The organism is Pseudobacter ginsenosidimutans (assembly GCF_007970185.1).
Classification (GTDB): Bacteria; Bacteroidota; Bacteroidia; order Chitinophagales; family Chitinophagaceae; genus Pseudobacter; species Pseudobacter ginsenosidimutans.
Map to the genome: position 1 here is coordinate 1,671,798 of NZ_CP042431.1, position 15,042 is coordinate 1,686,839.

The 15,042-nt window shown below is 45.8% G+C and carries 13 protein-coding genes; all 13 read left to right on the top strand.

What is annotated here, in order from left to right:
* Positions 1-175: 175 nt before the first annotated feature.
* The 13 genes from FSB84_RS06915 (at position 176) to FSB84_RS06975 (ending at position 15,025) form a co-directional block, all read left to right on the top strand.
* Positions 176-3,463 (top strand): DUF7619 domain-containing protein, encoded by a 3,288-nt coding sequence (locus FSB84_RS06915; protein WP_130542256.1) that lies wholly within the window; start codon positions 176-178, stop codon positions 3,461-3,463.
* A gap of 197 nt (positions 3,464-3,660) precedes the next feature.
* Complete coding sequence (locus tag FSB84_RS06920; protein WP_130542255.1) at positions 3,661-4,215, top strand: ExbD/TolR family protein; 555 nt, start codon at positions 3,661-3,663, stop codon at positions 4,213-4,215.
* A 524-nt stretch (positions 4,216-4,739) separates the two neighbouring features.
* On the top strand, positions 4,740-5,684 hold the full coding sequence (locus FSB84_RS06925) for an isopenicillin N synthase family dioxygenase (RefSeq protein WP_130542254.1): 945 nt from the start codon (positions 4,740-4,742) through the stop codon (positions 5,682-5,684).
* 152 nt (positions 5,685-5,836) lie between these two features.
* Positions 5,837-6,253, top strand: a complete 417-nt coding sequence (locus tag FSB84_RS06930) for a hypothetical protein (protein ID WP_130542253.1) — start codon at positions 5,837-5,839, stop codon at positions 6,251-6,253.
* Positions 6,254-6,313: 60 nt separating this feature from the next.
* Positions 6,314-6,904, top strand: a complete 591-nt coding sequence (locus tag FSB84_RS06935) for a penicillin-binding protein activator LpoB (RefSeq protein ID WP_130542252.1) — start codon at positions 6,314-6,316, stop codon at positions 6,902-6,904.
* Between the two features lie 23 nt (positions 6,905-6,927).
* On the top strand, positions 6,928-8,343 hold the full coding sequence (locus tag FSB84_RS06940; protein ID WP_225980001.1) for a COG3014 family protein: 1,416 nt from the start codon (positions 6,928-6,930) through the stop codon (positions 8,341-8,343).
* A gap of 360 nt (positions 8,344-8,703) precedes the next feature.
* On the top strand, positions 8,704-8,922 hold the full coding sequence (locus FSB84_RS06945; protein WP_130542251.1) for a hypothetical protein: 219 nt from the start codon (positions 8,704-8,706) through the stop codon (positions 8,920-8,922).
* Positions 8,923-8,966: 44 nt separating this feature from the next.
* A complete protein-coding gene (locus tag FSB84_RS06950; RefSeq protein ID WP_130542250.1) occupies positions 8,967-9,356 on the top strand; it encodes a PadR family transcriptional regulator in 390 nt (129 codons plus the stop codon).
* A gap of 26 nt (positions 9,357-9,382) precedes the next feature.
* Positions 9,383-11,518: a PspC domain-containing protein gene (locus FSB84_RS06955; RefSeq protein WP_130542249.1), complete on the top strand. Its 2,136-nt coding sequence runs from the start codon at positions 9,383-9,385 to the stop codon at positions 11,516-11,518.
* Between the two features lie 178 nt (positions 11,519-11,696).
* Positions 11,697-12,539 (top strand): hypothetical protein, encoded by an 843-nt coding sequence (locus FSB84_RS06960; RefSeq protein ID WP_130542248.1) that lies wholly within the window; start codon positions 11,697-11,699, stop codon positions 12,537-12,539.
* Between the two features lie 71 nt (positions 12,540-12,610).
* A complete protein-coding gene (gene gcvT, locus FSB84_RS06965; RefSeq protein ID WP_130542247.1) occupies positions 12,611-13,696 on the top strand; it encodes a glycine cleavage system aminomethyltransferase GcvT in 1,086 nt (361 codons plus the stop codon).
* Positions 13,697-13,756: 60 nt separating this feature from the next.
* On the top strand, positions 13,757-14,242 hold the full coding sequence (locus FSB84_RS06970) for an SRPBCC family protein (protein WP_130542246.1): 486 nt from the start codon (positions 13,757-13,759) through the stop codon (positions 14,240-14,242).
* A gap of 45 nt (positions 14,243-14,287) precedes the next feature.
* Positions 14,288-15,025 carry a 2-phosphosulfolactate phosphatase gene (locus FSB84_RS06975; RefSeq protein ID WP_130542245.1) on the top strand — a complete coding sequence of 246 codons (738 nt, stop codon included), beginning with the start codon at positions 14,288-14,290 and terminating at the stop codon, positions 15,023-15,025.
* The last annotated feature ends 17 nt before the right edge of the window (positions 15,026-15,042 follow it).

Below are 15,042 nucleotides of genomic sequence, written 5' to 3' on the forward strand. Positions count from 1 at the left end.
AGCTCTGCACTTTCCAGAGTCTAAGAAAATGTGTAGTTTCACGGAAGGATAACAGATAATTTCATTTTTCAGCCCACCTTTATTACAGAGCAAATCAATTCCCGATCGGGAATTCTCTGCAGCATCTGTTTGATTGTTTGAACAACTTCCTACTTACAACGTAAAACAAGCTATTATGCGCTTTAAAATCTTACTCCTTATCATTTCTTGCGTAGGCACGCTAAACGCACAATTGCCTTATGGCATCAAATGGCAAAAAAATTATGGGGGAAGTAATGTAGACAAAGCATGGGATCTCCTTCCGCTCAGTGATTCAGGGCACCTCTTAATCGGTCACTCATTCTCAAATGATGGGGACGTCAGCGGGCATCATGGATCTACCAATACTGCCGATGGCTGGATATTCAGACTGGATGCCAATCACAACATTATTTGGCAAAAGAGTGCAGGTGGTTCGGGCAATGATTATCTCACCAACGTTATCAAAGCGAGGGACGGAAACTATGTTGCAATCGGGAACTCTACTAGTGGAGATGATGATCTGCCAGGAAATTTTGGGGGAGCAGATATCTGGGCAATCAAGTTTGATCTAAATGGAAGTATCATTTGGAGCAAACATTATGGAGGGAGTGGGCAGGATTCGGCTAATACTATTATCCAGCTACCATCCGGCGAATTCATGATTGCAGGAAGCAGTAAGTCTTTAGACGGACAGGTTAACGCAACAAATACATCAGCATTTTCAATCTGGAATTTCAGGATCACAGAAAATGGGGATTTTATCTCTGGCCTTGTAATGGGCAATATTGAAGGAGAATATCCCAATCATGGAGAAGATCTGAAAATATTACCTGATGGAAATATTATCATGTCTGTATTACCAGCCACTACGTCGGTAGAAGGTGCAGAGTTCCCAACTGGTATGCTGCCTACAGTCTGGCTTGTTAAACTGACGCCGCAAGGAGCTGTTATCTGGAAAAAGGAAGCTGATCCTGGAAACCTTTCCCGCTATGAGCCGCTTTTCTGTGCATCCATTCAAACAACTACTTTCGGAATTACTTTAGTAGAATCCGGAGATATGGGACCAATGGGCCACGATAATCGGGCATTTCTGATGAGCCTTCTGAATTTTGATGGCTCTAACACTGGACTTAAGAAGTTCTTCTTTTATGGCTTTGATGATGCTGGTTTAGCAGGAAATCAAAGTGTAATTGTTTCCAATCGGGGAACTGTCGGTTTATCGGATAGTTCCATACTGGCTGCGGGTTATTATAAAAAAAGGTTTGATGCCTCTTCTGATTTTTACCGTGAAGATGCATTCCTGGCAAGAAAAAATTTTTCTAAGACCACTCCTGAACCATTACCCGTTTTTTTTGGAGGCAGTAACGAGGATGCATTTGCCGCAGTCAAACGGGATGTAGGTTCACATTTTGTAGCAGCAGGTTATTCTGCTTCGTCAGACGGCGATCTTACCGGCAATCATGGAGCATTTGATGCCTGGATTGTTGGATTGACAGACTCAGTTAACATTCAAAAAAACTATATCAAAGGCAGGGTTTTCCTGGACCATAATAATAATCAGGCATATGATGCCGGCGACCAACTTTTCAGTCAACTGAAAGTAAAATCATCAAAAACGGGACTTCAAATAATTTCAATTCCATATGATGGGTATTTCACAAACGAAGTAGATACAGGTAATTTTGTAAGCTCGGTTATGGCAACTCCTTTCTATTCCGTTCACCCAGTTTCTCACAACTCTGCTTTCGGCAATTATGGGAATGAGGACAATGTAGATTTTGCCGTCACGTTGATCACAGGATTACGGGATTATAAAGTTTCACTGATTTCACTTAACCTGGATCTGATTCCAGCGTATGAAGTCCTATACCACGCAATTGTCAGCAATAAGGGAACGGATACTATGAAAAATCAAATGGCGGTAATGGTAAAAGACAGCCGGTTTGAACTCGTCATGGCCAATCCTGAGCCTGCTTATCAATCTGGTGATACATTGAAGTGGCTGATCAACTCACTGGTTCCAGATTCTACTTTTAAAGCTGAATTAATTTTCTATACGGCACAACCTCCGATACTTAACCTGGGCGATACAGTCATCAATTCATTCGAAGTAGACAGCATGCAGGATCTGACACCATTCGACAATATGGTAAGGCTGAGTGAGAAAGTGGCCCCTTACCTGGAGGATAATGGAATTATCGCTGATTTCGGAGAGTCAATGCCATTGTCGGAATACGAAAGGGGGGACTACCTGAGCTATACTATTCACTTCCAGAACACAGGGTCAGATACCAGTTTCAATGTTTTGATCCTGGATACCCTGAATAATAAGTTTGATCCACAAAGTTTGGAAATGATTTCGGCCAGTCACCCCTATCAATTGAGCTTGGTGAATAACAACGTGTATCAATGGAAATTCTCAGGAATCGGTCTCGTAGACAGCGGCAGAAATGCGCAGTTTAGCCGTGGATCTGTTTCTTTCAGGGTTAAACCTTCTCCCGGATTAAATATTGGTAGCGAGTTAACCAACTCTGCCTCCATTTATTTTGATGATAAGCTTCCTGTGAGAACCACTCATAAGATTACTATATCAGCATCCAAACCACCAATTCCGCAAATTAGCGGTATTCATTCCAGTTATTGTAAGAATGATGGGATAAAGACTGCTTCCATTGAAAACCTTTCCACAGCAGGTGGCGGCACTACTGCAGAAGTGCTGATCAATGGGGCTGCCACATCATTAGCGGGAAACCAGTTTTCATTTAACCCTTCCACACTAAACAATGGAGCCAACACAATCAAAGTATCCTTCTCCAACTCAGCCGGTATCTCTTCGAAAGAGATAAACCTTGATATCTTTGTTCCTGTAACGCCAGCTCTTGATGTGAGTGCCTCTGCTATCACAGTTACAGAACAATCTCCTGCGGTGACTATTTCTGTAGCAAACCCGGTTCATGCCGGAAGTGATCCATTATACACATTTGCCAAAGACAAATCTTTTACTAATATCATTCAGGCTTATTCAGTATCCACTAGCATCACAATGCAGCCGTCCGCCCTTACAGTTGGGGAGAATAAGATCTATGTAAAAATGGAATCCAGCGAAACTTGTTACACTGATAAGTATGCTATCGATAGCATACTTATTGTAAAGAGTACTCCCACTGGTATAGCCGATCCTGATTTTCCAGCTTCCAATATCAATATAGGCCCCAACCCATTCACGAGCATAATCAATATCTCAGGCCTGCAGCGATCAAAATCATATTTACTTACTATTGTAAATGCATCAGGAACTGTTTTATGGAAGAGAAAGGTTAGCAATACAAATACGTACATTATACAGTCAAATGGTTTTACAACGGGTGTTTATTGGTTACATATTACAGACGAAAAAAACAAAAGACCTCTTGGCACAATGAGTTTATATCATCAACAATAATTTCATTAGCCGCTCACTGGGACCAACCTCCAAGCTTAACTTTTAAGAAACAATAAGACATAGAGCCCGTACCTGCGGGCTGTATGTTTTATGCATTCATTGCTCCGGCATCTTTTAGAAATTTAGCTGGCCATTCAAAGGTTAAAATATAATTATGGAAAAATCTTCTTCTGGTATCTCATTCAAAACTCCTGCGTATGGCCGAAATAAACATGGCAACCAATACCGGCGGTGCCGGTGTTCGCCGTAGTAAAAAACGTTCCACCCGCGTAGACCTCACGCCCATGGTGGATCTTGGCTTCCTGCTGATCACCTTCTTCATTTTCACTACCAGCATGTCTGAGCCGGTAGCTTCCAAACTGAACATGCCTGCCGATGGTCCGGATTCAAAATCGCCTCAAAGCGGTTCCCTGACTGCTGTATTGCTGGACGATAACAAAGTATTCTATTATCACGGCAAACTTGAGGAAGCCATTCAAAACAAAGTTTACGGCACCACAAACTTCTACATAGCTAACGGTTTCGGACAAGTGATCCGCCAGAAAAAATCATATCTCGATAGTCAAAAACCCAATGGCAGCAAGGAATTGATCCTCATGATCAAACCTCTCGAAGAATCCGCCTACCGCGATGTTGTGGATATCCTGGACGAAGTGATGATCAACGATGTAAAAACCTACGCCCTGATGGACATAGATCCCCTCGAAAAAGAAATAATAAAAAAGCTCATCAACGAACCGCAACCGAAATAAAAGTAGTTTTCACACACTCAGCATAAACAAAGTATAGCCACGAACCTGCGCAGGGGTAGCTATTAACCAGTATCAATAACCGGAAGTGTTGATATTCTGCTTGTGCTGCTCCTGCGCTATCCTGCAGGGTACATCAGTTCCATAACCCGGCATCACACATACGTTCAACTTCCTTCCTGCCATTACTCTCGCAGATGCACCTGTTCCCCTCTCCCCACCATCCGATGCACAGAGAAATCCAGTGCGTCCTGCAACAACAAAAAAATCTGTTGAGCTTTCAGTGCCTGGCCGCCGGAGGGATATGAAAACAGGGCCTAAGAAACATAAGCGATAAAGCCCATCTCAGTACCACAGCCCAATCCACACCACCCACAGCTCAGAAAAAATCCTCCCGCGTTGGTTTGTTTCTTCAGCCCGCGTTTTCATATCCCCCGCCGGCCGCCCAAAAACATCTTATTTTTTCGTAACTTGTTACCCCGCACCTGATTTCTCAAGTGCATCATCCACCCACTTAATCTTATTTTATGGCAATACCGGTAGTAAACCTCGCCGACTTCACCTCCGGCGATCCCGAATTGAAAACATCCTTCGTGAATCAGTTAGGCAAAGCTTATGAAGACGTAGGCTTTGTAGCAGTAAAGAACCACGGTATCCCCGACCTCCTGATAGCTGATCTATATAAATATGTACAGCAATTCTTTTCATTGCCGCTGGATGCAAAAAAGAAATACGAGGTACCCGGACTGGCGGGCCAGCGTGGCTATACTTCCTTTGGCAAGGAGCATGCGAAAGGAAGCGAAGCTCCAGATCTGAAAGAGTTTTTCCAGTATGGACAGATCGTGGATGACAATGATCCTGTAAAATCGGAGTATCCCGATAATGTAAAAGTGAACGAAGTGGCGGCATTCAATGCTACATTCGAAAAGGCTTACAGGGCTTTTGAGAAATCCGGTAAGGCATTGTTGCAGGCCATCGCCATATACCTGGGATTGGATGAAAATTACTTCGATGCGCATATCCATAACGGTAATTCGATCCTTCGCGCCATTCATTATCCGCCCATTACGCAGGAACCGAAATCCGCCATCAGAGCGGAGCAGCATGAAGACATCAACCTGATCACATTACTGGTAGGTGCTTCTGCAGACGGGTTGCAGATCCTCACCAAACAAAATGAATGGGTGGGCGTAACCAGCCTGCCTGAGCAGATTGTAGTGAATGTGGGCGATATGCTTCAGCGTCTCACCAATAACAAACTCAAATCAACCACCCACCGTGTGGTGAATCCTCCGCGCGATAAATGGCATACATCCCGTTTCTCCATTCCATTTTTCCTGCATCCGAAAAGTGAAATGAGCCTGGCTGCCCTCGATAGTTGTGTGGATGCCTCTCACCCCAAGGCATATCCGGACGCAACTGCCGGAGAATACTTAGATGAAAGGCTTCGTGAAATAGGGTTGAAAAAATAGGGGTAAACCGGTATCTTGTTGTCTTTAGTAATGAATAGGATAGAATTAAAATACCCATTTGGTTGAAACTCAAACAGGTGGGCCGATTTAACTGCCGGTTAACGGATTTCGAACTAGCTTTGTACTGTTCAATTAACTAAAAAAGAAAGGCTATGAAAAAAGTATTACTTCCATTTTTCGCCTTTATAGCGCTGGCTTTTACGGCTGAAGCGCAGCATCTCGCTCCCGACCAGAATCCAAGATACATGGAGAGCCAGCAGCGTTACATGCGCATGGCTGACTCCATCAATACATGGCATGGCACCACTCCACAGGAAACCTATAAGGCAATCGACTTTCTGGCAGACAAACGCGAAGCCAGGGAAGCCCGCAAAGCCTTCCGCAGGGAACTGAGAATGGAAAGGGCCCGCTGGAATAATGATTTTTACCAGGGCTATGGCGGCTACTACAATTATAATAATTATTACCCCGGTTATTACCGCCATGGTTACCGCAGTAACTGGAATAATTATTTCTGGAATACACTCCCGCTCGCAACAGCCGTTGGCCTTGCATCCTGGTGGTGGTAACTTTCAGTACCGCACAAACGTAGTACTCATCTCAAATCCTTTTGTATAAATAATATCAATATGAAGAAAGTTCTGTTGGCTTTTACAGCTTTCGCTGCTGTAAGTGTTATTAGTGTATCCTGTGCCCACAAAGTGACCCGCATCGATCCCAATGAGCAGGTTGATCTCAGCGGCCGCTGGAACAATACAGATTCCAGGCTCGTAGCCGAAGAAATGACCCAAACCATTCTCAACAACAAATGGGTGGCCGATCACCTGGAATCACATAAAGGACAAAAACCCGTTGTGATTGTTGGATTCGTTACCAACAAAAGCCATGAACATATCGAAGCGGAAACTTTTGTGAAAGATGTGGAGCAATCCTTCATTCAATCTGGTCGCGTAAGACTGGTGCAGGGTGGAAAGAAAAGAGAAGAGCTCCGCGCTGAAAAAGCAGACCAGCAGACAAACTCATCCACCTCTTCCATGAAGAAATTCGGAATGGAACAGGGTGCTGACTATATCCTCCAGGGTTCCATCAACTCCATCGTTGACTCTCAGAAAAGGAACAAAGTGGTTTACTACCAGGTGAATCTCGAACTCACCAATATCGAGACCAATGAAGTGGTTTGGATCGGTGACAAGAAGATTGCCAAATACGTGAAGAACTAAAGTAGAAAATCCGGAGCCTGTTCATGCAGCAATTACCTTATAATAACAGGAGAGCATTGGCTTTGATTCCGCTGATGCTCTTTTTATTTTCCTGCGTTACTTACAATCAACGCATCGCCGACTATTATGCGGCTATGCGGAACAACAATTATACGGCCGCTGAAGCTACCCTGGAGAAAACAAAGATCCTTCAGGCTAAACGCAACCGGCTGCTCTACCTGTTTGAAAAAGGTAAAATGGCGCACCTCATGAAACAGTACGACTCCAGTAACAGGTATTTCAATGAAGCGGATATTTTCATGGAAGATGTGCGTACATCCGCGTCTGACGTAGCATTGGGCACCCTGCTCAATCCCATGATGCAGACCTACAAGGGTGAAGCCTTTGAGAAATTCATGTTGCATTACTACAAAGCTCTCAATTACCTCTACCTAGGAAAGCCGGGCGATGCCCTTGTGGAAGCAAGAAGGATCAGTCTTTCCAACTACGAATTGCAGGACAAAACAAAAAGCGATAACAAATACAATGATGATGCCTTCTCCCTCATGATGCAGGGCATCATCTACCAACAGAATGACGACTGGAACAATGCCTTCATCGCTTATCGAAACTCCGTTGATCTCTTTCTGAAGAACAATAACAGTTACTACGGAGTGCCTATCCCGCAACAACTGAAGCAAGATCTGCTCCGCGCTGCCGACAAAACAGGATTTACGGATGAGCTGGGACGTTATGAAAAACTGATGAACACCAGCTACCAGAAATACCCTGAGCCGCCCGGCGGAGAACTGGTGCTCTTCTGGGAAAATGGATTGGCGCCGGTAAAAGAGGAACAGAATTTTTTCTTCGCACTCACTAAAGATGGTCTCGGTAACTTCGCTTTTGTAGATCCCTCCGGTTCTTTCAATATTCCATTTAACTTCAGTGCCTATAACATCAATAGTTCAGACCTTCGCCTCGCTGATCTTCGTTCTTTTCGTGTAGCCTTCCCACGTTATGTGGAACAACCCATGTATTTCCGGAACGCGACCGTTACTCTCGACAATCAAAAATATTCACTGGAGCAGGCACAGAATATCAATACCCTCGCCTTTACAACGCTTCGCGAAAGATTTTTGAAAGAGATGAGCACTGCACTTGCACGTCTTGTAGTGAAAAAGCTGGCGGAAATGGCAGCAAGACCCAAGAGTGACGATAAGAATAAAGACACGAAGGAAGCCATCGCCCTGGCCATCCAGGCGTTTAGCTTTGCAACCGAAAAAGCCGATACCCGCAACTGGCAAAGCCTGCCACATACTATTTATTATACAAGGATCCCACTTCAGAAAGGAACCAACCAATTGCAGTTCCAGGCCAGTGGACAAAGCAGCCAAACCATCAACCTGGTAGTGGAAGGCAGGGGCGGACAGCAGGTTCAGAATATTGTGACACTCCGATAGATTGGATCGCTGATTTGTTATTAATTCCAACGAATCCCCCTTTTCCTGATCAGATAACCCCCAATTATCTCTTCGGCAATCAATTTTTGTTCCCCCGCTCCCCCTTTTTGACGTTTCCCGGCCCCAAACTTATACCACTCAGCCTCATTTTTAGACCATCCATTGATTTCGAAAAAAATTATCCTGATCCCTTTATTGCCCCAGATCTCAGTCTCAGACTGCATTTCAGGCAAAACTCATTACCCTCCTATGAAAATTACCTGTAAAAAGTTAGTACTATGTGTTGCATAGTACTAAAATTCGACGTATGTTTGTGTTGTGAATGATCGATCTCACCAAATATTGACCATTCCCAAGCATATGTTAGTAAAAGTTGCACTGGTTGTTTTATTATTGACTTCTCTGCTGACCGCCGGCATGGATGATCAGCAAACAATCTCCGGCCCCGCCGCCGCAACCGAAGAAGTTATCGAAGAGAACGAACCGGCAGAAAAGGACATTAAAACAGTTTCAGCCATAGAAAGGTCTTCTGGCTGGGAAGATGAGATTACTCCCGTTACTTTTGCTCTTTACAGATAAAGCATTTAAGTATAGCCAGCCCTTCGGGGCAAAAACGATCAAGTATGAATATCGAGAATACACAGAGCCAGATGCGCAAAGGGATTTTGGAGTTCTGCATTCTCTCCATTATCAGACGGGGTGAAGCTTACCCCAGTGATATTGTAGACGAGATGCGGGGCGCCAACCTGCAGATCCTTGAAGGAACCCTGTACCCCCTGCTAACCCGTTTGAAAAATGCAGACATGCTCACCTATCGCTGGGTGGAAAGCAACTCGGGCCCTCCGCGCAAATATTTTTCTCTCACTCCAAAAGGCGATGAGTTTTATATGGAACTGCAAGCCACCTGGAATGAACTGGCCAATGCCGTAAACACACTGGCCAGCAAAAAGGATTCTCTTACTTCATCCGCAGGAGCCAACGCCATTGAACCTGATCCCAACACTTCCAACTAACACTTCAACCGTCAAATAGCTGAACAATGAAAAAGGTCATCAACATAAATTTCCAGGGCAGGGTGATCCCCATCGAGGAAACTGCCTTCGATCTGCTGAAGCAATACATTGATAGTTTGCGCAGCTACTTCGCCCGGGAGGAAGGACGTGATGAAATTATCAATGATATTGAAAGCCGCATCGCTGAACTGTTCTCCGAAAGACTGAAGAAAGGCGCTGTTTGCATTACCGATCAGGATGTGAATGAAGTAAGCGCCAGCATTGGCCGTCCCGAAGATTTTGAGGACGATGGAGGCAGCACTACCCAGGAAACAACCGGCGAAGAGTCAAAGCAATCACAGCAACAGCAATCCACCCAGAGTGCCGGCTCACAGCAGTATGCTACCGGCCGTGGCCGTCTCTACCGCAATACTGATGATAAGATCCTCGGTGGCGTTTGTTCCGGTCTTGCCAACTATCTCGGCATCGACCCTGTGATCCTCCGTATCATCTTCGTTATACTGATGGCGCCATTGTTCTGGGTGTACATCATCCTCTGGATCGTGGTTCCCGGAAAATCAGTACAGACCAATATCACCAAACGTCTTTACAGAAGCAGTGACGATAAAGTGATTGCCGGTGTGGCAGGTGGTTTGGCTGCCTACTTCCATATCGACACCTGGATCCCCCGCCTGATATTCGCCCTCCCGCTGATCCTGGCGCTGGTATCCGGCCCTTTTGATTTCTTCTGGAACGATTGGGGCTTCTGGGGACCTAAATTCATCACAGGCTCTCTCGGCTGGACCCTCTTCATCACGTACGTGATCCTCTGGATTGCAGTACCGGTGGCCGTTACAGCTTCCGAGAAACTGGAAGCAAAAGGTGAAAGAGTAGACATCAATTCCATTGCCGATACAGTAAAGGAAGATCTCAAGGGCTTTCAGCAGAAAGCTGAAAAGTGGGGACAGGAAGTGAAACAATCTGCCCAGCAATTCGGAAGCAAAGCCCAGGAGTTCGGAAAAGAAGCAGGTGAACAATTCAAAACATATACAGGAGAAGCAAGCTCAAGAGTACAGGGCTCCGGTCTGGGACACGCCATCGGTGTGATCTTCAAAGCGCTCTTCATGCTGATTGCCGGCGGTATTGCTGTGGCTCTCTTCATTGCAGTGATGTGGGTGCTCTTTGGTGGCTTCAATATCTTCCCGCTGAAAGCCTTCATCCTCGAAGGATTCAAACAGGAAGTACTGGCCTGGCTTTCGCTCATCCTTTTCCTTGGCATTCCTATCGTTGCTGTACTTACCTGGCTGATCCGCAACATCGCTGGCGTGAAAAAGAACAAATACATCGGGTTTGCATTCGGAACGCTCTGGACCATCGGACTGATCTGTGTGATCGTTCTGAGTGGACTGATCGCCCGCAATTTCAGATCGCACGAAAAAGTATATGAAGATGCAAGGACTCTCACCAATACAAACGGCAGACTGCTGGTAGACATCAAACAGGACAAACGTTTATACTCCAGTGATTGGTTCGGTTTCGATGCAGATGAAGACTGGCCTTTCTACGCAGTTAGTCCGGATACACTCCTCATCAGCATGGTAAGAGTGAAAGTGGTGAAAAGCCCGGATTCCACCTACCATGCAAAGCTGGTGAAGATGTCACGTGGACGTACACCCGAAGTTGCAAGGAACCTCGCCGGCCAGATCAATTTTACACCAGTAGTTGAGAACAATACACTTTACCTGCCTGAAGGCTTTCTTATCAGTCGTGACGAAAAATGGCGCAGCCAGGGTGTATTGCTGATTCTTGAAGTACCTGTTGGCAAACGCGTAACATTAGACCGTAGCCTGGACAGATATGAACACTTCGATATCCAGGTGAACCGCCGTGATCGTTATGATTCAGATCTGGACCGCGAATGGCACTGGCTTGAATACGGCAAAGAATATGTAATGACGAAGGATGACGGCCCTAGAAAAGTGGAAGATATGAGTGAAGGGGAACTGAAGAAAGGAAATTTCAAATTGAAGATCAAAGACGGCGATACTGAGATCAATGCAGAGATCAACACCAACGATTCGAATCAAAAAGAAGATCACAATCCCAATAATGACTACCGCTACAAAGGACGTGAAGAAAGAAAAGAGAAAACCGACAGCACAGCAAAGAAAGTAGCAATCTGATCAGAAAGCCACAACAGGACTGCATTTCCCCGCACACACCCTTGCAGGACCGTTGCTAAAAATAGGTTGAAGTTGGAACAACGGGGTCCGTCGCCAGATGTGGCAGGGCCCCTTTTTTATGCCCTGCCGTAACGGCCGGATCAAAAGCATGCACCTCTAACTCCTTAAAAATTTTCATATGAAGAATAAAACTTTGAGAATCGGACTTTGGATGATCGCTATCATCTTATCCCTGCTCGGCACCATTTACCTGGTTGCCTGGAAGAGCCCCAAATATTACAAACTGGAAAAAGCATACAATTCAAAAGACAGCATTGTTCCATTCCGCGATTACAGCGCATATGCCAATCATCCCCGACCTTTTGTTGTGGAAGGAGAGAACTTTGTGATTGTGGGAGCGCCACATACGAGGGACCCTAAAAATCCTGATCTGCGCCTGGTCCATCAGAAATGGAACAGACTGAAACCAACAATGGCGCTGGTGGAAGGAAGGCTCGGTTTCCTGATCCCTTATTTGATGGACCCGGTAAAACAACTCGGAGAAGGAGGTTATGTGAAAAAGCTCGCCAGCAAAGATGGAGTACCGGTTTACACATGGGACCTATCCAAAGAATCGCTGGCTGTTGCGCTCCAGGATTCCTTTTCCAAAGAACAGATTGCACTCGGACAGATATTGAATCCTTATTTCAGTAATCTCCGGTTCGGAAAGCCTGCTTCTCCTGAGAACTATATTCAACCTTTCCTGAAACGGGCTGCGTACGTTGGACAAGAAGCCGGTTTCAAAAATGCCGCTGATGTAGATCTTGCCTGGAAAAAATATTTTCCCCAGGGACCCGACTGGAGGGATGTGTCTGATGAAAAGGAGTTGCCTGGTTATCTTTCTTCCATGATGGCGGCATCCAACGATCTCCGGAACCGGCACCTGGTGGGCATTGTAAAGGAACTGACAGCAAAAAACGAAAAGGTTTTCCTCATCTGCGGATCCAGTCATGCATTCTGCGTGTCGCCTGCTTTCCGTTAAGTCTGTTCACAATTTCTTTTTATTGGTCGCCTTATGGGCAACCTGTAATTTTGCAGCTCTAAAAAAGCTATATGAAGAATACTCCTTTTACGAACAAGCACATAGCGCTGGGAGCTAAAATGGCTGAGTTCGCTGGTTACAACATGCCGATCTCTTATTCTGGTATCAACGATGAACACGCAACCGTGCGCAACAATGCCGGCGTATTTGATGTAAGCCATATGGGCGAGTTCATTCTGAAAGGAGAAAATGCCCTGGACCTGATCCAGCGCGTCACTACCAACGATGCATCCAAGCTCACTAACGGAAAAGCACAGTACAGCTCACTGCCCAATAACAATGGCGGTCTCGTGGATGACCTCCTCGTTTACTGCATCGAAGAGAATAAAGTGTACATGCTGGTGGTGAATGCATCCAATATCGAAAAAGACTGGGACCGCATCAGCAGCTTCAACACCAAAGGCGTTGAGATGCACAATGTGTCTGACAAAACATGTCTGCTGGCAATCCAGGGGCCCAATGCCACAAAGATCCTTCAGACCCTTACAGACCTGGACATTCTCAATCTCAAGTATTACACTTTCGCAAAAGGAACTTTTGCCGGCGTGGAAAATGTACTGGTCAGCGCAACTGGCTATACCGGCGCTGGTGGTGTAGAGATTTATTTTGAAGATAAAGACGGCAATGCCGACAAGATCTGGGACGCCATCTTTGCTGCAGGCGGTCCGCAGGGGATGAAACCCATCGGTCTTGGTGCACGCGATACCCTCCGCCTCGAAATGGGATTCTGCCTGTACGGAAATGATATCGATGATAACACATCTCCATTGGAAGCTGGTCTTGGCTGGATCACTAAATTCACCAAGGACTTCCCTTCAAGGGCCATCTTCGAGCAACAAAAGAACAACGGCGTTGAACGCAAGCTGGTAGGATTTGAAATGATCGACAGAGGCATTCCCCGCCATGATTACGAGATCGCCGATAAAGACGGCAACGTGATCGGCAAGGTAACTTCCGGAACGCAATCACCCAGCCTCGGTAAAGCCATCGGCATGGGCTATGTGAAAACCGAACTGGCTGTACTGGACTCCATCATCTACATCAAAGTAAGAGATAAGTTGCTCCAGGCGAAAGTGGTTAAATTCCCATTCGCTTAAAGCATTGGCTCATTTCTTGCTGGTAATTCACCCCCGGACTCCGGCAGCAAACAATGACCTATGCCCATTATCCATCTAACAACATTTATTGCGGCTCCGGCAGAACGTGTGTTCGACCTGAGCCGCAGTATTGATTTTCATAAGAAGAGCATGAGCCATACCGGCGAAGATGCTGTTGCCGGTGTAAGAGCCGGGCTCATGGAGCTGCACGAGTCTGTAACCTGGAAGGCCCGCCACTTCAGGAAAACACGCTACATGAAAGTAGCTGTCACGGCCATGAAACGCCCCTTCTCCTTCATCGATGAAATGGAAAAAGGCGATCTCAAGTCCATGAAACATGAGCACTATTTCAAGCAGATCGAGAATGGCACCCTCATGATCGATGTATTCAGCTTTGAAGCCCCTTACGGATTTATCGGTTCCATCGCCAACAAATTGTTTCTCAGGAAATATTTCGAAAAATTACTGGTGCTGCGCAATGACCAGATCAGGCAGTATGCGGAGAGCGACAAATGGAAATTTGTTCTAATGACACACAACGCGTAAAATTGCAGCAAATTTCCGTCCATTAATTAAATCTCAGCCATCGGCATGTCTCAAGTAAAACCCTCTTTGTATACTTCCCTTTCCCCGGCTCTTTTGCATTTACATGACCTGAACAATACTGTGGTGGTGATCATCGATGTATTGAGGGCCACGTCTACCATCGCTACTGCGCTTTACAACGGCGCCCGTTGCGTGATACCTGTAGACAGCGTGGCAAGATGCATCGAGCTTGGAAAGAATATCGACTCCATTACTGCCGGAGAACGTGATGGGCAGATTGCCGAGGGCCTTCAATATGGCAACTCCCCTTTCGAATACCCTGAGTCTTTCATCAAAGGAAAAACGCTGGTGCTGACCACCACCAATGGCACCAAGTTATTGCATATGGCGCTGGAAAGAGGAGCAGGCGAAGTGATCACCGGATCCTTCCCCAACCTCAGTTCCGTTTGCGATTACCTGTTGGCTTCCAAACAAAATGTGATTCTCGGTTGTGCGGCATGGAAAGACAAAGTGAACCTGGAAGACACGCTCTTTGCGGGTGCAGTGATCAACCGTGTACAGGAACATTTTTCCATCAACTGCGATTCATCCAAATTGGCTGCTACCCTTTATGATGCCGCCAAAGATGATCTGTACGGTTTCATGCATGAGAAGAACGCGTCGCATTACCAACGCCTCACAGGATTTGGCCTGGAAAAGGATATCCGTTACTGCCTTACGCCAGATGTAGCCAATGTGCTGCCTTTTTATGGTGATGGAAAACTGACGATACACTCCTGGTAAAAACTGGCAGTTCATTT

Bases quoted from the DNA above. Each gene is read 5' to 3' on its own strand.
- FSB84_RS06955 (WP_130542249.1), top strand. From the start codon at position 9,383: ATGAAAAAGGTCATCAACATAAATTTCCAGGGCAGGGTGATCCCCATC.
- FSB84_RS06930 (WP_130542253.1), top strand. From the start codon at position 5,837: ATGAAAAAAGTATTACTTCCATTTTTCGCCTTTATAGCGCTGGCTTTT.
- FSB84_RS06920 (WP_130542255.1), top strand. From the start codon at position 3,661: ATGGCCGAAATAAACATGGCAACCAATACCGGCGGTGCCGGTGTTCGC.
- FSB84_RS06925 (WP_130542254.1), top strand. From the start codon at position 4,740: ATGGCAATACCGGTAGTAAACCTCGCCGACTTCACCTCCGGCGATCCC.
- FSB84_RS06940 (WP_225980001.1), top strand. From the start codon at position 6,928: ATGCAGCAATTACCTTATAATAACAGGAGAGCATTGGCTTTGATTCCG.
- FSB84_RS06945 (WP_130542251.1), top strand. From the start codon at position 8,704: ATGTTAGTAAAAGTTGCACTGGTTGTTTTATTATTGACTTCTCTGCTG.
- FSB84_RS06950 (WP_130542250.1), top strand. From the start codon at position 8,967: ATGAATATCGAGAATACACAGAGCCAGATGCGCAAAGGGATTTTGGAG.
- FSB84_RS06975 (WP_130542245.1), top strand. From the start codon at position 14,288: ATGTCTCAAGTAAAACCCTCTTTGTATACTTCCCTTTCCCCGGCTCTT.
- FSB84_RS06915 (WP_130542256.1), top strand. From the start codon at position 176: ATGCGCTTTAAAATCTTACTCCTTATCATTTCTTGCGTAGGCACGCTA.
- FSB84_RS06960 (WP_130542248.1), top strand. From the start codon at position 11,697: ATGAAGAATAAAACTTTGAGAATCGGACTTTGGATGATCGCTATCATC.
- FSB84_RS06970 (WP_130542246.1), top strand. From the start codon at position 13,757: ATGCCCATTATCCATCTAACAACATTTATTGCGGCTCCGGCAGAACGT.
- gcvT (WP_130542247.1), top strand. From the start codon at position 12,611: ATGAAGAATACTCCTTTTACGAACAAGCACATAGCGCTGGGAGCTAAA.
- FSB84_RS06935 (WP_130542252.1), top strand. From the start codon at position 6,314: ATGAAGAAAGTTCTGTTGGCTTTTACAGCTTTCGCTGCTGTAAGTGTT.